Consider the following 18,001-nt stretch of genomic DNA (forward strand, 5'->3'; position numbering starts at 1 on the left):
AATAAAAAAAAGAATAAAAGAAATTTAGTTTAAAATTTCTTTCATGTGTTCAACACGCTTGTTAACAAGTTCTGTTGTACCAACATCTCTTCTGTGATAAACATTACCTTTAACAAATTCACAAGCTTTTTCAGCTATTTTTTCAGCTTCTTCAATTGATTCTCCTCTAGCTACGATACCTAATGCCCTTGAACCGGATAAGTGAATTCCATCGTCTTCCTTAGATACCGCTGCATAGAATACCTTTGCGCCCATCTCTTCAATAGCTTCCTCATCCACTTCAATTAACTCTCCAGCATATTCAGTTTCAGGATATCCATCAGGTACAATGTATTTACATACGCTAGCTTTATCTTCAAATTCTGCTGAATCCAGATTGCCATCTACAATAGCTTGGCAAACGTCAGCCAATGGAGTTTTAAGAAGCGGCAAAACATTCATTGCCTCAGGATCTCCAAATCTTGCATTATACTCAATTAATTTAGGACCATCAGCTGTTAACATGAATTGACCATATAAAATACCTTTGTATGGTTCAGCTTCCTTAGCAATTGCTTTTAATGTTTCTTTCATTATTTCAACTGCCTTATCATAATCATCCTGACTTAAAAATGGCAGTAATCCACCAACATCAGAGTATGATCCCATTCCTCCTGTAATGGCTCCAACATCCCCTTCAAATGCATGAGGGTGGTCCTGTGCTGCAGGCATCGGTGCTAAATTTTCACCATCGCAAAATGCTTGAATAGTAAATTCCTCACCAATCAATCTCTCTTCAATAATTACTTGTGCAAATCCACCCATTTCATTATCAATTACTTCACATGAGTATTCTTTTGCCTCTTCATTATCCTTAAGATGGTCTCCTACAATCTTTACTCCCTTACCACCTGTTAAACCAACAGGTTTTACTACAACATCACGGTCAAATTCATCCAGGAATGCAGAAACATCTTCAGAGTTATCAAACACCTTATAAATTAAAGATCCTTCAATTTCATAATCTTCAAATAATTTTCTCATAAATGATTTATCTGTTTCAATCCTTGCTGCACTTTGGGTTGGTCCTACACATTTAATTCCATTTTTTTGAAGCTCATCTACAATTCCTTTTCCAAGTGGAGCTTCAGGACCAATGAATGCAATGTCAATGTCCTTTTCAACTGCATATTCGGCAACTTTTTCAACTTCCCCTTCATCTCCTTGTTTAAATTCGGCAATTTTAGACATTCCAGGGTTTATTTTACTCATATAACAATATAATTCTACATCATCCTTAAGTGCATCAGCAATAGCATGTTCACGAGCACCAGTACCAACAACTAAAACTTTCATGATTGAGTCTCCTTTATTAATTAAAACTATATTCTTAAAAATATTTAACATTATCTTTAAATACTAATACTTGCATATACAAGAGTATAGTTGCATATGCAAGAGAGGTAAATTATGGAGAAAAATTCAAATATAGAAATGATTACAGGAGACCCAAAAAAAGCCATTAATAAGTTATCACTTCCAATTATAGGCAGCATGTTTTTGATATTTGCAAATAACATTATTGACAGTATATGGGTAGCAGGACTAGGTGCAGAACCTTTAGCAGCACTTGGATATATCACACCACTATTTATGATATTAGTAGGATTCGGAAACGGACTGGGAGCCGGTGGAAATTCATTAATATCAAGATATATAGGAGCTGAGGATAAGCATTCAGCAAACAATGCAGCAATACACAACTTAATTTTAAGTTTTATAGTTTCAATAATCATTTCGATAATATTTCTCATTTTTATGGAACCATTGCTTAACATGATGGGTGCAAGCAGTGTCATAAACTATGCAATGGACTATGGATTTATTATTTTTGCATTGACATTTGCAATTTTAATGCCACCAATCTTAGGGGGAGCATTCAGAGCAGAAGGAGATGTAAAAAGAGCAACATTGCCAATAGCTATAGCGGCAATAATAAACATGATTTTAGATCCGATATTCATTTACACTCTAGGAATGGGAATCAAGGGAGCAGCATTGGCAACAGCATTGGGCCCATTCATAAGCTTGCTTTTAATGTTCTACTGGATTTACGTCAAAAAGGACACATACCTGTCATATAATTTAAAAGACTTCCACAACGATTTAAAAATGTATAAAGACATTTTAGTTGTCGGTATCCCTGCAAGCTTAGAGCAATTGGTGCTATCTGTCTTAACAATCTTTGTAAACTACATGCTAACACTTGTTTCAGGACCTGTAGCGGTAGCGGTTTATACAGCGGGTTGGAGAATAGTAAACATTGGAATGCTTCCGGCGATAGGAGTTGGAACAGCGGCAATATCCGTTGCGGGAGTGGCATATGGAGCAAAAAAATATGAAAACCTACGAGTCACAGCAAGATATGCCGTTAAAGTGGCTTTAATTGCATCAATAATAGTGTGTATAATTTTAAATGTATTTGCTAATCAAATCGCATTTATCTTCTCATATTCAGAAAGCAGCGCACAATTAGCGCCACTGATAGCTAGTTTCTTACAGTTGATGTGTCTATTTATCCTATATGTGCCATTTGGAGCCAGTGCAGGTAATGTATTCCAAGGCGTTGGAAAAGGAACAATATCCTTTGTACTGACAAGTTTTAGGGAATTCATACTTGTACTGATATTTGCATACCTCCTAGGATTTACATTCAATATGGGCGAGTTTGGAATCTATTGCGGAATGCTTTTAGGCGGTGGAATCGGTTCTCTGATATGCTATGCATGCATTGAACTTTACATCAACAAACTAATCAGGAGCAAAGAACATGGAATTTAAAGATGACATTCCAACAGCGCCTTTAATTTCAATAATGTATAGGGAGCATGCAAAATACATTAACGATAACGTTAAAGAGGATGACTTGAGTTTTGGCCTCTTTCCGTTATTAATAAACATATACAAAAATGAGGGAATCATTCAAGAGCAGCTAGCCCAAAATTTTCACCTAAACGAAAGCACAATTACAAGAAACCTTAAAAAACTAGAAGACAAGGGATTTATTAAAAGAGAAAAATATAAAAGAACAAAAAGAATTGAAGTTACTCCTAAAGGAGCTAAAACCGCAAAAAAAGTAATGGATTATGATGAAATATGGGACAAACATATAAAAGAAATTATCGGCGAAAATGAATACAATAATTTTCTAATCACTCTTAAAAAAATTAGTGAGGAGTTAATATGAACCAAACAATCAATGACTTAAAGACAAGAAGAAGCATACGCAAATTTAAAGATGAACAAATCTCAGATGAAGACTTAAAAATAATTCTAGAGACAGGTACTTACGCACCAACAGGAAGAGGTGCACAGTCTCCGAAAATTGTTGTAATTCAAGATGAAGAAACAATTAAAGAGTTATCCGCTTGGAACAGAAGTTTTTTCCCAGTGGAAGTTCCGGATGATTTGGACCCTTTTTACGGCGCTAAAACCTTATTAATCGTTTTAGCAGATAGCGAAATGCCAACCTGGGTTGAAGATGGGGCAAGCGTGCTAACGGTACTTGTCAATGCAGCTCATGCAGTTGGTGTTGGAAGCTGTTGGATTCATAGAGCCCGTGACGAATTTGCGTCTCCTAAAGGAAAAGAACTATTAAAAGAATGGGGAATTCCAGAAAGATATGAAGGAATAGGCCATGTAGTTCTTGGATATCCGGATATGGAAGCACCAGAACCTTTACCTAGAAAAGAAGATTATATCCACTTTGTGGATTAAATTTTTAAAAAAAAAGAAATTGAAGATGAGTCAACAGCTCATCTACATTTTTTCAGGTGCGGAAACACCCAAAATATCCAAAGCGTTTTTGATAGTTGTTTTAGCCCTGTCGACTAAAACCAATCTGGTATCCTCATATTCTGATCCAATGACTTGCTCTGATTTGTAAAATTTGTTAAATGAACCAGCCAAATCCTGTGAGTATTGTGTAATATTGTGAACTCTCTTTTTATTTGCACAATCTTCAACAACTTGAGGGAATTTAGCGATTTGTCTAATCAAATCCTGCTCTGCATCATTTGGAACCCAATCATCAGATACTTCTAAAGAGCCAATGTCCTTGCCTGATTTTGCAAGCAGTTTACATGCTCTTGCATGAGCGTATTGAATGGATGCACAACCTCTCTCAAAGCTTAATGCTTCATCCCATTTGAATGTTAAATGCTTTTCGGGGGATAATTTAGCGATGAAGAACCTTATTGCCCCGACACCTATCTCTTCAGCGATTGGTGCAATTTCTTCTTCAGATAAATCCGGATTTCTGGATTTAATTTCATCGTGTGCTCTTAAAACCGCTTCATCAATTAATTCATCGACAGAAACGAATTTTCCTCTTCTTGTTGACATTGAACCTTCAGGAAGAGTAATGAATTCATAAAATATTACTTCAGGAGCATCTTGTCTAAATATTTCTTCAAAAATAACTTTGATCTGTTTTGCAGCCAACTTATGGTCTGAACCTAAAATATCAAGTACTGTATCACCTAAAGTAGCTTTGTATTTATGATAAGCCAAATCACGGGTGGAATAAAGTGAAGTGCCGTTTGATCTTCTTAAAACAAACTCTTTTTCAATATTAAAGTCTGTTAAATCAATGTATAAAACATCATTTTCCCTTGTAAAACCTTCCCTTTGAATATAAGTTACAAGGTCATCGACTTCACCATTTCTTACAAATTGGCCTTCCCAAACAAAGTCATCATGGACTATGTTCATCCTTAAAAGAGACTCTTTCATTCCAGAAATACATTTTGAAACAACATCTTCAAAGATTTTATTTAACTCTTCATCATCACCCTGCTCATATTTTTGGATTAATTCATCGACTTTGGCTTTAAGAACATCATCCTCTTCAACGGCCTTATTTGCATCAAAGTATAACTTTCCAATCTTGTGGTCAATTTTCTCTCCTTCATAATCCTCAATATTCAATCCACATTCTGTTATACCACATACAATAATAGCTATTTGTCTGCCCATATCATTTACATAATATTGGGTTTCCACATCCCTTCCACCTAATTTTAAAAGTCTAGCAAGGGAATCCCCAAAAATAGAATTTCTGATGTGTCCAATATGAAGCGGACCGTTAGGATTAGCTGAAGTGTGTTCCAATACAATTTTTTCACCATATTCCGGAAGTTGGCCATAGTTTTCATCGACTTTCTCCAAAAGCAATTTTGAAAACTTGGAATAGTCAATGAAGAAATTAACATAAGGTCCAAAGTTTTGAACTTTAGTAAAAATTTCCGGAACTTCAATCTTTTCAACTAACTCTTTTGCAACTTCCGGAGGGGAAGTCCTTAATTTTTTTGTAAGAGCGAATGCAATGGTACTTGCAAGGTCTCCCAAATCAGGATTTGGAGGGAACTCTAATTTAAAATTCCTGTCAATCTCCTCATCATATTGATCCAAAGCCTTATTTATAGCTTCAATAGCCTGTCTTTCAATTTCAAAATACATTAACTCACCTTTAAATAATCATAAACCTCTTAACCAAAGGGACAGATAACCGATTTTTGGAATAACTACCAAATTATCACCAATTGTTACAACCTTCTGCTTAATTTGATCGGCTGTAACATAATATGGGTCTGGAGAATCATTATTATCCCCTTTTATCTCATACATCGTAGTCCCATTAATATCAACAATATTTATAACCCTATGAATAACCGGTTGGTCATACCATTTTGCATCATAAACAACAACATCCCCCACTTGAACATCAGCAGGGTCAAATTCATGAATACCTAAGAAATCTGCTTTTTCAACAAGAACTATGTCTCCTCTATAAAATGCAGGTTCCATACTGCCGGAAACAACTACATTTAAGTGTTGAGCAGCGATTAATACAATTACAAGAATAATTATATATGTTGCAATTTCTTTGTAATTAATTTCCATTATATTACCTTCTTCTCTTCTTGAATGCTACCTGAAGAGCCAATTCAATAGCATCTGAAGTTTTTTGCATGTCCTCCATAGTGTGCGCATTTGAAATAAAATTACACTCAAATTGGGATGGAGGAATAAACACGCCTTCTTTCAATAAAGCCTTAAAGTACCTTAAGAATTGCCTTCTATCAGATTCCTGTGCATCAGCATAATTATAAACTGGTGCAGGATTGAAATAAATTTGAAACATTGAAGCCAGTCCCACTGGTTGAATATTATACTCTTCATCATCTATAATAGACTGAATATTGCCTCTTAGATAGTTTCCTTTTCTCTCTAATTCCTTATAAAACGCATCATCAAGCTGTGTTAAAGTAGAAATACCTGCCTGTACTGAAATTGGATTTCCTGAAAAGGTACCTGCCTGATAAACTGGACCGTTAGGAGCTATTAATTCCATTATTTCTCTTTTTCCACAAAAAGCACCCATCGGAAGCCCTCCACCTACAATCTTACCTAAAGTGGTCAAATCCGGAGTGACTCCATAATACTGTTGAGCTCCACCTCTTGATGCTCTAAAACCAGTGATAACTTCATCAAATATTAAAATGATATTATTCTCTTCTGTAATTTTTCTTATGAATTCTAAAAATCCTGGTTTTGGTTCAATACAACCAACATTGCCCATTACAACTTCCATGATGATACAGGCAATGTCTTCACCTTCTTTTTCAATTAATTCTGTAAGAGCTTCTTCGTCATTGAATGGAACGGACAAAGTGTTTTTTGTAGTGTCTTCGGGAATACCTGGACTGTCAGGCAATGTTGCAGCACCGGATCCTCCCTTAACCAATACATAATCATGAGCCCCATGATAAGCTCCTTCAAACTTAACAATTTTATCTCTGCCTGTGAAACCTCTTGCAAGCCTGATAGCACTCATTGTAGCTTCAGTCCCACTGTTACAGAATCTTACCATTTCAGCAGACGGAATCCTATCAACAACTTCCTTTGCAAGTTTTATTTCATTTTCAGTAGGGGCACCATAAGCAGACCCCATAGTCAATTGATTAGAAACTTCCCTTACAACTTTAGGATCCGCATGTCCTAATATTAATGGACCATAAGCTAAACAATGGTCAATATAAGTTTTTCCATCCACATCAGTGATTTTTGAACCTCCAGCACTTTTAACAAAAAATGGATAAGGTTTGAAAGCACGTACCGGAGAGTTTACTCCACCAGGAAAATAATTTTTAGATTCATTGAATAATTCTTCAGAATACATATTATCACACTATAAATGTTGGATTAATGAATTTACACAAGCCACGGCAATAGGTGTTCCTCCTTTAGGACCTTCCACAATAATATTTGGAATATCTGAATTATGTAAAGCTTCTTTGGAATCAGCTGCTCCAACAAAACCAACAGGAACTCCCACAATAGCTTTAAGATTCATTTCACCATTTTGATATAAATCCATTGCTTCAAAAACAGCGGTTGGAGCATTACCAGAAACTACTATTCCTTCAAAATCGTTCATCGCAGCATAACGCATTGCAGCGGCCGCTCTTGTGATTTGATGCTCTTTAGCAATTTTTATGACTTCTTCATTTCTGATATAACACTCAACTTCCCCTTCATACCTTGTAATACCATACTTAACCATATTAATGTCAGTTAAAATGGTTTCATTATTTTTTAGGGAAGTCATAGCTGCATCTACAAAATCAGAACTCATCTTTACTAGTTTTGCATATTCAGGATCAGCAGTTGAGTGGACAATCCTCTCAACGATGTCTTTTTCTATAGGTTTTAAATCTTTGACATCATCCCCAATAAGGTCACGGATAATTTCCCTACTTTTATTTGCAATATCCAAACCTTGTTTAGTTGATGCACCCATGAACATTTTGTCTGTCATATTATAACTATTAGTAAATATATAAGTTAAATATTTTGTTCTATCATATGAAAATAGGAAAAAATTTGTCAAAATTATTTTTCACTAGCTGACATGCCAGCCAAATATCCAGTGGAAAATGCTATCTTTAGATTATAACCACCTGTAGGTCCATGCAGATTTAAGGTTTCACCTGCAAAATACAAATTTGGAGTTATAGTGGATTCCATTGTTTTTGAATTAATATAAGATAAATCAACACCGCCAATGGTTACCTTTGATAAATCACTATTAAAACCACTGATTTCAAAAACAAACCTTTTCAAGTTTTCAATCAACCTGTTTTTACTTTTCTTATTGATTCTTGAAAGTTGAATCCCACCATCCAAATCAATTTCGCTTAAAAAGAATCCTATGAACTTGCTTGTTAAAAATAACTTTAAATAATTCTTCAGCATGGTCTTTCCTTTAGATTGAAAATCCTTGCTAAACTTTTCATTTAATTGCTCCCTGCTTAATTCAGGGCATAAATCAATGGAAATATCAAAACCGACATCAGGAGCGCTTTCCAACAAGCTATAATCTATACTTTCAGAAATTTCATTGCTCAAGTTAATGATTCCGGGACCTGTCAGGCCGACATGAGAAAACAAAACATTATCTTGAATTTTAACATTATTATAACTTATAACAACATCGTACAATGTAATTCCAGCAATGCTTGATAAATCCTTTCTTGTCAATAATGGAACAAGCCCATATTTAATGTCCGTTAGCGGCTGTTTTGTCAATGCATAGTTTTTAATATTACATCCAGTCTGTGGATAAGTAACTCCGCCTGTAGCTATTATCACCTTATCAGCTTTAATTTCATCATTGATAATAAATCCTTCTCTGATGGATTTCACTTCAAAGTTATAACTTATAACAACATTATCCAAATAGCCAGTTAAAATATCCAATATATCGCTAGATTTTTCTGTTTCAGGAAAAACCCTATTATTATCCTCTTCAATAAAGTATAAACCTTTATCTTGAAAAAGAGAAAGCAAATCTTCATTAGTAAACGTATAAAAAGAGTGTTTTAAAAAGTTTTTTTGAGAATATGAGTTTAATAGCTTCTTTATCGGCTTTAGATTGGTGATATTGCATCTCCCACCACCGGTCATCAATAACTTAAGACCTAATTTAGAGTTTTTTTCAAGCAATATTACATTTGAGGAATTTCGACTGGCCGCAATCGCAGCTATAATCCCTGCCGGCCCCCCGCCGACAACAGCTATATCATATTCTTCCATATTATCTAAAAAAGAAAAGAAATTAAGGGGTTAATCTGTGCCTGTCTCTTGGGAAGAGCACACATTCACGGATGTTTTCAGCGCCGGTGAGAACCATAGTCAGCCTATCAGCACCTACACCCCAACCTGCATGAGGAGGCATACCGTATTCAAACGCTTTAAGGTAGCTTCCGAATCCATCAGGATTTAATCCTCTTTCTTCTATTTGTTTTAGGAGCAAATCATGTTGGTGCACACGAGTAGCACCTGAAGACAACTCTAAGTTATTGTACATTAAATCGAATGCATGAGAGTATTTTTCATCCCCTTCTTTAGGCATTACATAGAATGGCTTAATTTCAGTTGGCCATTCAGTCAAGAAGTAGAATCCGCCCATTTGATCGCCTAAAGCTTTTTCGGCTTCACGGGATAAATCTTCTCCCCAATCCATTTCAACATCTTTAGCATTAACGATTTCCACAGCTTCATCATAAGTTACTACAGGGAATCTCTTATCTGGAACTTCGATTTCATGGCCTAAAATATCTAACTCTTCAGCGCAATTATTATTTACATCAGTGATTACATTAACAAGCATGTCATTTAAAATGTTCATTACGTCAACATCGTCCATAAATGACGCTTCAGCATCAATAGAAACTGCTTCGTTCAAGTGTCTTAATGTATCGTGTTCCTCTGCTCTGAAAATTTGACCAATTTCAAATACCTTATCCATTCCACTAGCCATCATCATCTGCTTGTACAATTGTGGAGATTGGCCTAAAAATGCTTCTTTTTCAAAGTAAATAATAGGGAATAATTCTGTTCCTCCTTCAGTAGCGGATGCTACAAGCTTAGGAGTGTTGATTTCATGAAATCCATTATCATAGAAGAAATCTCTGATTGAATGGAACATTTGACCTTTAATTTTAAAAATTGCTGAAACATTTTCTTTTCTGATATCCAAAAATCTTGAATCTAATCTTGTATCAATTCCAGCTTTAACCTTTTCAGTTGGATCCATTGGTAAAGGTTGATTAGCTAAGTTTAAAACTTTAATTTCTTTTGGTAAAATTTCAACACCATTTGGTGCTTTAGGAGCTTCTTGAGCCATACCTTTAATTGCAACAACGGATTCTTTTCTAAATTCTCTTAACTGTTCTAATATTTCTGCATCTACTTTTTTACTTGGAGCGGTTATTTGAACTTTACCAGTCACGTCACGAATAATAACGAACATGATTCCGCCGAAATCACGGATTTCATGTACCCAACCCATTACAGTAACATCACTGCCTGCAATTTCAGCAGTGCATTGGTTAGCATAGTTAGTTCTTCTCCAATCATGTAATAAACCTTGCAAATTATTCACCTCGGTTTTGTAAAAATAAATAATAATGATAAATTTTCATTATAAATCTAATTTAGTTTTAATGTTTAATAAATATATATGTAAATTTCAAAAAAAATACATCCTGAAAATTACGATAAAAAAATAAAAAAAGCATAATAGCTAATAATAAGCTATTATTCTAAACGTTTTTTAAATGAATTAGCATGCGCAAAAAAGCCTTCATATTCTGCAATTGGAACAGAAGTTTTAGAAAGCTCTTTAAGACCCTCTTTTGAGATTCTTTGAACCGTTGGCTTTTTAATAAATGCTTCTGTTGAAAGACCTGAATACATTTTAGCTCCCCCGCCAGTAGGCAAAACGTGATTTGTTCCAGACCCGTAATCTCCAGCTGCAACAGGTGAGTAAGCGCCTAAAAATATTGAACCTGCATTGTTAATGTGTGATAGTGCCTCATCATCATCGGCTGTGGATATGATTAAATGCTCAGGAGCATATTCATTTGTAACATGAATAGCTTCCTCGAATGTGTCAGTGATAATAATTTTTCCGCTTTTTGCCAATGATTCCTCTATAATTTCACGCCTTGGAGCTATTTCAGTTAATTGTTTAACAAATTCATCAGTTCTAATTGCTAAGTCTTCACTATCAGTTACTAAAAAACAAGATGCATTAGGGTCATGTTCTGCCTGTGCTAATATGTCAGTTGCTAAAAATTCTGGATTTGCTGTGGAATCAGCCAATATCAAAACTTCAGATGGTCCAGCTGGAAACTCTATATCTACTTGACCATATACTAATTTCTTTGCAGCGGTAACGAATATATTTCCTGGACCAACAATTTTTTCAACACGGGGAATGGATTCAGTACCATATGCAAGACCGGCAATAGCCTGGGCACCTCCAACTTTATAAATCTCATCAGCCCCAGCAATATCTGCAGCCACCAAAATTGCATCAAGGATTTTGCCATCCTTTTGTGGAGGAGTAACACAAACTACTTTTTCAACCCCAGCAATCTTTGCTGGTATTACTGTCATCAATATTGATGAAGGGTAAGCTGCACGTCCACCAGGAATATAACAGCCAGCAGAGTTAATAGGCCTTACAATTTGACCTGCAATAATGCCGGGATTTACTTCCATTTCCCATTCGGACGGAATTTGTTTTTTATGAAATTTCTCAATATTGGATGCTGCCTTCTTTAGTGCAACAAGCAATTCATCATCTAAAGTATCATAGGCTTCATCAATTTCATCTTTCGATACTTTCAAATTTTCTATCATAACCCCATCAAATTTTTCAGTATAATCTCTAATAGCATTATCCTTATTATCTTTGACATTGTCTAATATATCAGATACAATATCTAAAACCTTATTTACATCTTCCTCTGATCTTTTAATGGTTTGAGATAAATCAATCTCAGAATATTTAAGAATTTCCATTTTACACTACCTCATTATAGCACCAGTGTCAGCAGAGTGGACTAACTTCTGATATATTGCCAGCCACCCTGTAACATCACTTTCAGGGTGTTTAACTTCTTTTAGTCTTTTTTCAATTTCCTCATCACTGAGCTCAACATTTATCAATCTATTGTTAATGTCGATTTCTATTATATCCCCATTCTGTATCGCTGCAATTGGACCGTCTTCCATGGCTTCCGGAGATACGTGACCTACACAAGGGCCTCTTGTTCCTCCAGAAAATCTTCCATCAGTAATTAAACCAACGTCCTTAATATTCATTCCAGCAAGAGCGGAGGTAGGATTTAACATTTCTCTCATGCCCGGACCGCCTTTCGGTCCTTCATATCTGATAACTACAATATCCCCTTCACCGATTTCATGGTCAAATATTGCTTTTGTTACTTCTTCTTCAGAATCATAAACTTTTGCAGGTCCTTTAAGATGCATCAAGTTCTCTGCAACAGCACCTTTTTTAACAACACTACCATTAGGGGCGAGATTTCCTTTAAGAATTGCAATTCCACCATCTTCATGAACCGGATTATCCAATGTATGAATTACATTGGTGTTCTTATTTTCTACTTTCTCAAGATTTTCAGCAATAGTTTTTCCAGTGACAGTCAATTGATCAGTGTCAATTTTGTCTCCTAACGTTTTGAGTACCGCTTGAATTCCTCCAGCCAAGTGCAAATCCATCATGGAGTCTTCTCCTGCAGGAGATATTAAGGCAATATGAGGAACACGTCTTGATATTTCATCAAACAATTCCAAATCAACATTAACGCCTTCAACTTCACTTGCAAGTGCTGGAATGTGTAAAGCAGTATTTGAAGAACCGCCCAATGCCATGTCAACTGCAATTGCATTGTTGAAAGCTTCTTGAGTCATGATATCTGACGGTTTAATGTCTTCTTCAACCAGTTTAATGATTTGTTTACCTGATTCAAAAGCTATTTGATTGTTTTCATCAGTTAAAGCGTGAGTAGTTGCACATGTTGGAAGGGACAAGCCTAATGTTTCGGTGATGCATGCCATGGTGTTTGCTGTAAACAATCCGGAACAGCTCCCAGCTCCTGGACATGCGCATTTTTCAAGTTCATGGACTTCTTCTTCAGTCATTTTTCCAGCAGAATATGAACCAACAGCTTCAAAGACTGTGATTAAATCTGCAGGCTTATCATTATAAGAACCGGCTGCCATAGGTCCACCAGTGACAACAATTGACGGAACATTTACTCTTGCAGCTCCCATAATCATTCCAGGAACAATCTTATCACAACTCGGAATCAAAACAAGCCCGTCAAAAGCATGCCCCTTAGTCATGCTTTCAACAGTTGCGGCAATAATTTCTCTAGATGGAAGAGAATATTTCATGCCCTCATGGTTCATGCTTATTCCATCGCAAACTGCCATAGTATCAAATTCAAATGGGACACCACCAGCGGCAATAATACCCTCTTTAACAAATTCCACAAGGTCTTTTAAATGAATATGGCCTGGTACGATGTCTGTAAAACTATTAGCAATGCCAATGAATGGCTTTTTAAAGTCGTCATCATCGAGTCCACAAGCCCTTAGAAGAGATCTGTGAGGAGCTCTTTGAATACCTTTTTTAATATTATCACTTTTCATTTAATCACACAGGTTTAATCAATCACAAATATATATGTAATTAATAACTTTTATAATATTTGAATAAGGTAATATTGAAAATAAAAATTATAAAATAAAAAAAGTGGAAAATAGATTCCCCCGTGTTCATAAAAAATATAAAAGGTACAATTTTAAAAGTTTCACTAGACAACCTAAAAAATGACAAATAAATTTTACGTTTTTACCGATTTTCGTAAATTTTACTTATCACAATTTCAATTCGAAACAGTGAAACACTAGTTTACCATGCCATTATAATTTGAGTTTTAAATATATTCTAACAAAATTATACATCACCAACTAAATCTAAATATCACACGCATCCATCAAAAATCATTTTTCATGCATGTAGTATTCGACATAATTGAAACATATTTTTAAATTAATTCATTAAAGTTAACTACCCCCTCATGAAACTTTGCTCAACAACATTTTTTAATTAAAATCTTCTTTTTAAAGATACACCAACAATTGACATTAAAGCCAAGATAGCTAAAGCAATTGGATTACCCGCAGCAGGCATAGTGGCAGGTTCTTGAACTCCACCATCATCACCACCTACAACATCCGCATAAGCCAAAGCAATATTATTGTATGGATTAGGATCTAGAGTGTCACTGTATGCTTCGACTAGGAAAATAATATCTTTATTTCCTACAACTTTATAAAAAACATATAAAATTGCTGATTCACCAGCTTCTAAATCACCAACATCCCAAATACCATCATAAAAGGAATATTCTCCTTGGGAAGAAACATAACCAAAGTATAATAAATCTCCAAAAATCAAATCTTTGACAATGACATTATCGGCAGTGTCAGGACCATTGTTAGTCACAAGAACACCTAACATTAACATGTCCCCAACTTTTACTTTAGAAGGTTGTGCTATAGCAATCACTTCTAAATCAGCGACCCCTTCGCCGGCAGCATCAACCATTATATCATCATCAACTTCATCATCATCAACTTCAGTCTCTGTGTCATCATCATCTTCATTATCTGTATCATCTACTGATACATCTTGATCATCTGAAACTTGAACAACATTTCCATCATCTGCACTTTCGGTATAGGCAGAATTGTCTACGTCTTCAGCTGCAATTACAGGGAGCAACATGAAAATCAATGCAATTACAACACCTATTTTTAACATGTTTGTTTTTAAACTCAAAATAAACACCTTTTATATTTTTTAGTTTATGATAGAATTAACATTACGTTTCATTTCCTTGAACAGCAATATTAACAATAAACTAATTATAACTTAAAAAATTAACATATATAAAGTTAACAAATAAATAATTAAATCAATATGAATTATACAAAACTATATCTATTTGATATTTTATACAATAACATTCAGCATTTAAAAAATAAAATATATATTCAACATAACAACAAAATATAATATTCATATTAACATTATAAAAATATTTACATGAAAAAAGTATAATCCTGTTTAATTATTGTAAAATCTACTAATAATATTGGTTTTGTATATTGTAAAACTAATAATTATTTAGTAGTAAAAATATATCTATACCTATGACTACATTAGAAAAGATGAAAATCTTAACAGATTCGGCACAATATGACCTTTGTGACTATGTAAGTCATAATAAGAGCTCACAGGTCAATTTGCCAGGAATTTATGAAGCAACTGGTCATAATGGGTGCAAAATACCCCTTTTTAAAACTCTTTTAACAAATAAGTGCAAAAATGATTGCAAATATTGCATTAATCAGTCTAAAAGAAACTTTACAAGACTTGAATTATCACCGGAAGAACTTGCAAAGGCATTTCTTGGATACTACAACAAAGGACTGGTCAATGGCCTGTTTTTAAGCTCTGGAATTAGTGGTGATGTTGACGAAACTATGGAAAAACAAGTCGAAACCGTGCAACTTTTAAGAAAAAAATATGGATATGATGATTATATTCATCTGAAAGTTGTTCCAGGCGCAAGCAAAGATTCAATTAAAAGAGCTATGGCGCTAGCAAACAGAGTCAGTATAAATATTGAAGCTGCAACACCTTCTGGGCTTGCAGAACTATCATCGACAAAGGACTACAATAAAGATATATTAAAAAGGTTATCTTGGATAAATGCATTGCAACACAAAAGTACAACCTATCCTAACTCTACACACACCACCCAGCTAATCATAGGAGCTAACAATGAAACAGACAAGGAAATTCTTGAAAGAATGGAGAAAATATACAAAAAATCAGAACTGAAAAGAACATATTTTTCAGCATTTACACCAATCGAAGAAACAGAATTTTCAAATAAAGAAGCTTGTTCAACTGATAGGACCGCAAAACTATACAATGCCGACAGTTTACTTAATGATTATCATTATAACACTAAAGAGCTGGTATTTGATGAAAACGACAAACTGTCACTTACTCAAGATCCAAAGATTTTAGCTGCAAAAAATATGAATATATTCCCTGTAGAAATCAACAAAGCACCACTTGTAGAGCTCATAAGAGTGCCTGGAATTGGCATGAAATCTGCACGAAAAATAATTTCTATTCGCAAAAAAATGCCATTCACAAATATAGAACAATTGAAAAATTTAGGCGTTGTAGTCAATAGAGCCGAACCATATATAAAAATAAGCGGTGAATTTCAAACTACTTTTGATTTATAAGATTTACAGTTCAAATTTAAACTATTAAAGCTAATTCTTATAAAAATTATTTAAGTGAAAATGGATTAAAATAATAGAATATTTTTAGAACAAATAGATTTCATAGAAATATCGAATATACGATTTCAAGTGTAAAATCAATGTCTAAAGAAAGTTGATTCTAATGAATTAAAAAATTAGTATTGATTAAACAGTTCCCAAATTTCAGGGTATTTTTTAGAAACGGCTTCATCAATTAATGTTGAAGCTTCTTTTGAAATACTGAATTCAGGCTCAGTTTTTCTTAAATATCTCAAAACAGCTGCAGATCTTGAAGACCAAAGTGTAATTCTTGGATTCTTATCTACAATTTGAGTAACTTCCTCTATATGGGCTGGATCTGCTTGGATTTTTGGTGTTGTTTCATCTTCAATAGGAATATCACTATCTTCCTCTTCAGAAGCGGCTTCCTCTTCAACTTCCTCAATAATTTCTTCATCATCACTGGAAGTTGATTCGATTTCCTCTTCAATCTCTTCAAATATATTTTTACCTTCTTCACTAGACTTTTCTTCCTCTACGGGAGTGGAAATTTCAGAATCAGTTTCTTCTTTTTCATTTAACAAGTCTTCAAGAGACTGAGTAGAATTACTATCAAAGTCTTCATCATAATATTCAGGAATCAATGAATCCAATCCTCTACCAAGACCTTTACCTGACACTTATTGACCCTCCTCATCTCTTTTTAGAATTTCTTTAGCCAATTTTAGATAAGCCTTTGTTCCAGTACTATCAGGATCATATATTAAACATGGCTTACCGAAACTTGGCGCTTCAGCTAATCTAATATTTCTTGGAATGATGGTTTTAAATAATAAATTGCTTTCACCAAAATGGCTTTTGAGTTCTTTATGAACATCTTTACTTAGTCTAGTTCTCTTATCATATAGAGTAAGGAGAATTCCTTTAATTGGGGTCGGGCTTCTGAGTCTTTTCTCTACTAATTGAATAGTATTAATTAAATCAGCCACACCTTCAAGGGCATAATACTCAGCTTGGATAGGTATTAATACACTATCTGAAGCTACTAATGCATTGACAGTAAGTACACCTAATGAAGGAGGTAAATCGATGAATATGTAGTCAAATAATGGTACAACATCGTTTAGAGTTTCTTTCAGTATAATGTGGTAGTTTTCGCGACGAGAAAGCTCCATGCCTGCACCACTAAGGGATATATTACTTGGGATAATAAACAAATTTTTAATAAACGTAGGAATTGTTGCTTTTTTAACATTTATATCCCCAATGATGGCATCATAGATTGTATTTTCTATTTTAGTTTTATCAATCCCGAAACTAGTGGTTGCATTAGCTTGAGGATCCATATCTACAACCAAAACAGATTTACCCATTACTGCTAGGGATGTTGCAGTATTTACAACAGTAGTTGTTTTACCACAGCCCCCTTTTTGATTCATCACTGCAATTACTTCACTCATTTAAAGAATTCTCCTATTTCTAATAAGTTTTAAGTTATATTAGTTATGGTTATAACTTAAAAATTAAAAGGTATAAAGAATAACATTTTAGTTATTCAGTATAAGTTAAAAGGATTAAGTTATTACTTTTAATTTAAAACTTAAAGGAAATAACTTTGAAGAGAAAATTTTGTAAGGGATAGGAATTATATTTTATTAAAACTTCAAAGTTATAAAAAATAAGTTTTAAGAAATAACTTATCATAACTAACTTTTAACAAATAAGT

At 34.3% G+C, this 18,001-nt stretch carries 16 protein-coding genes; 4 read left to right on the top strand and 12 right to left on the bottom strand.

The window, feature by feature from the left end; translation table 11 throughout:
- Positions 1-24: 24 nt before the first annotated feature.
- On the bottom strand, positions 25-1,335 hold the full coding sequence (purD, locus tag IJE64_RS01975; protein WP_292781263.1) for a phosphoribosylamine--glycine ligase: 1,311 nt from the start codon (positions 1,333-1,335) through the stop codon (positions 25-27).
- Between the two features lie 114 nt (positions 1,336-1,449).
- Here purD and IJE64_RS01980 point away from each other — a divergent pair, with 114 nt between their 5' ends.
- From IJE64_RS01980 to IJE64_RS01990, 3 genes are read left to right on the top strand one after another with little or no spacing between them, the layout of a single operon-like run.
- Entirely contained in the window at positions 1,450-2,820 is a 1,371-nt protein-coding gene (locus tag IJE64_RS01980) for an MATE family efflux transporter (RefSeq protein ID WP_292781266.1), read from the top strand.
- Positions 2,810-3,226, top strand: a complete 417-nt coding sequence (locus tag IJE64_RS01985) for a MarR family winged helix-turn-helix transcriptional regulator (protein WP_292781268.1) — start codon at positions 2,810-2,812, stop codon at positions 3,224-3,226. Before IJE64_RS01980 ends, IJE64_RS01985 begins: the two co-directional genes overlap by 11 nt.
- Entirely contained in the window at positions 3,223-3,756 is a 534-nt protein-coding gene (locus IJE64_RS01990; protein ID WP_292781271.1) for a nitroreductase, read from the top strand. Before IJE64_RS01985 ends, IJE64_RS01990 begins: the two co-directional genes overlap by 4 nt.
- A gap of 42 nt (positions 3,757-3,798) precedes the next feature.
- Here the strand turns inward: IJE64_RS01990 and argS are convergent, their stop codons facing one another.
- The 9 genes from argS to IJE64_RS02035 all read right to left on the bottom strand — a co-directional run bounded on the left by argS (position 3,799) and on the right by IJE64_RS02035 (position 14,767).
- A complete protein-coding gene (argS, locus tag IJE64_RS01995; RefSeq protein ID WP_292781273.1) occupies positions 3,799-5,499 on the bottom strand; it encodes an arginine--tRNA ligase in 1,701 nt (566 codons plus the stop codon).
- An 18-nt stretch (positions 5,500-5,517) separates the two neighbouring features.
- Positions 5,518-5,943, bottom strand: a complete 426-nt coding sequence (locus tag IJE64_RS02000) for a signal peptidase I (protein WP_292781276.1) — start codon at positions 5,941-5,943, stop codon at positions 5,518-5,520.
- 4 nt (positions 5,944-5,947) lie between these two features.
- Complete coding sequence (hemL, locus tag IJE64_RS02005) at positions 5,948-7,222, bottom strand: glutamate-1-semialdehyde 2,1-aminomutase (protein ID WP_292781279.1); 1,275 nt, start codon at positions 7,220-7,222, stop codon at positions 5,948-5,950.
- Positions 7,223-7,231: 9 nt separating this feature from the next.
- Positions 7,232-7,861 (bottom strand): cobalt-precorrin-8 methylmutase, encoded by a 630-nt coding sequence (locus tag IJE64_RS02010; RefSeq protein ID WP_292781282.1) that lies wholly within the window; start codon positions 7,859-7,861, stop codon positions 7,232-7,234.
- 74 nt (positions 7,862-7,935) lie between these two features.
- Positions 7,936-9,138, bottom strand: a complete 1,203-nt coding sequence (locus IJE64_RS02015) for an aminoacetone oxidase family FAD-binding enzyme (protein ID WP_292781285.1) — start codon at positions 9,136-9,138, stop codon at positions 7,936-7,938.
- Positions 9,139-9,160: 22 nt separating this feature from the next.
- Positions 9,161-10,480, bottom strand: coding sequence for an aspartate--tRNA(Asn) ligase (gene aspS, locus IJE64_RS02020; protein ID WP_292781288.1), 1,320 nt, complete (start codon positions 10,478-10,480; stop codon positions 9,161-9,163).
- Between the two features lie 164 nt (positions 10,481-10,644).
- Complete coding sequence (hisD, locus tag IJE64_RS02025) at positions 10,645-11,916, bottom strand: histidinol dehydrogenase (RefSeq protein WP_292781291.1); 1,272 nt, start codon at positions 11,914-11,916, stop codon at positions 10,645-10,647.
- A gap of 6 nt (positions 11,917-11,922) precedes the next feature.
- A complete protein-coding gene (ilvD, locus tag IJE64_RS02030) occupies positions 11,923-13,572 on the bottom strand; it encodes a dihydroxy-acid dehydratase (protein WP_292781294.1) in 1,650 nt (549 codons plus the stop codon).
- Positions 13,573-14,032: 460 nt separating this feature from the next.
- Positions 14,033-14,767, bottom strand: a complete 735-nt coding sequence (locus IJE64_RS02035) for a DUF11 domain-containing protein (protein ID WP_292781297.1) — start codon at positions 14,765-14,767, stop codon at positions 14,033-14,035.
- A 374-nt stretch (positions 14,768-15,141) separates the two neighbouring features.
- Here IJE64_RS02035 and IJE64_RS02040 point away from each other — a divergent pair, with 374 nt between their 5' ends.
- On the top strand, positions 15,142-16,254 hold the full coding sequence (locus IJE64_RS02040) for a radical SAM protein (RefSeq protein ID WP_292781299.1): 1,113 nt from the start codon (positions 15,142-15,144) through the stop codon (positions 16,252-16,254).
- 176 nt (positions 16,255-16,430) lie between these two features.
- On the opposite strand, the gene IJE64_RS02045 is transcribed toward IJE64_RS02040, so the two are convergent.
- Both IJE64_RS02045 and IJE64_RS02050 read right to left on the bottom strand, forming a co-directional pair.
- The gene (locus tag IJE64_RS02045) at positions 16,431-16,955 is read right to left on the bottom strand and encodes a hypothetical protein (protein WP_292781302.1); all 525 of its coding nucleotides are present in this window, start codon (positions 16,953-16,955) and stop codon (positions 16,431-16,433) included.
- Complete coding sequence (locus IJE64_RS02050; protein ID WP_292781304.1) at positions 16,956-17,735, bottom strand: ParA family protein; 780 nt, start codon at positions 17,733-17,735, stop codon at positions 16,956-16,958. It abuts the gene before it with no gap.
- Positions 17,736-18,001 lie beyond the last annotated feature (266 nt).

The organism is Methanobrevibacter sp., assembly GCF_017409525.1.
Taxonomy (GTDB): Archaea; Methanobacteriota; Methanobacteria; order Methanobacteriales; family Methanobacteriaceae; genus Methanocatella.

Excerpts from the sequence above, each read along its gene's own strand:
- IJE64_RS01985 (WP_292781268.1), top strand. The coding sequence starts at position 2,810 with ATGGAATTTAAAGATGACATTCCAACAGCGCCTTTAATTTCAATAATG.
- IJE64_RS01980 (WP_292781266.1), top strand. The coding sequence starts at position 1,450 with ATGGAGAAAAATTCAAATATAGAAATGATTACAGGAGACCCAAAAAAA.
- IJE64_RS02010 (WP_292781282.1), bottom strand. The coding sequence starts at position 7,861 with ATGACAGACAAAATGTTCATGGGTGCATCAACTAAACAAGGTTTGGAT.
- IJE64_RS02000 (WP_292781276.1), bottom strand. The coding sequence starts at position 5,943 with ATGGAAATTAATTACAAAGAAATTGCAACATATATAATTATTCTTGTA.
- IJE64_RS01990 (WP_292781271.1), top strand. The coding sequence starts at position 3,223 with ATGAACCAAACAATCAATGACTTAAAGACAAGAAGAAGCATACGCAAA.
- IJE64_RS02040 (WP_292781299.1), top strand. The coding sequence starts at position 15,142 with ATGACTACATTAGAAAAGATGAAAATCTTAACAGATTCGGCACAATAT.
- IJE64_RS02050 (WP_292781304.1), bottom strand. The coding sequence starts at position 17,735 with ATGAGTGAAGTAATTGCAGTGATGAATCAAAAAGGGGGCTGTGGTAAA.
- ilvD (WP_292781294.1), bottom strand. The coding sequence starts at position 13,572 with ATGAAAAGTGATAATATTAAAAAAGGTATTCAAAGAGCTCCTCACAGA.
- IJE64_RS02015 (WP_292781285.1), bottom strand. The coding sequence starts at position 9,138 with ATGGAAGAATATGATATAGCTGTTGTCGGCGGGGGGCCGGCAGGGATT.
- hemL (WP_292781279.1), bottom strand. The coding sequence starts at position 7,222 with ATGTATTCTGAAGAATTATTCAATGAATCTAAAAATTATTTTCCTGGT.
- purD (WP_292781263.1), bottom strand. The coding sequence starts at position 1,335 with ATGAAAGTTTTAGTTGTTGGTACTGGTGCTCGTGAACATGCTATTGCT.
- hisD (WP_292781291.1), bottom strand. The coding sequence starts at position 11,916 with ATGGAAATTCTTAAATATTCTGAGATTGATTTATCTCAAACCATTAAA.
- argS (WP_292781273.1), bottom strand. The coding sequence starts at position 5,499 with ATGTATTTTGAAATTGAAAGACAGGCTATTGAAGCTATAAATAAGGCT.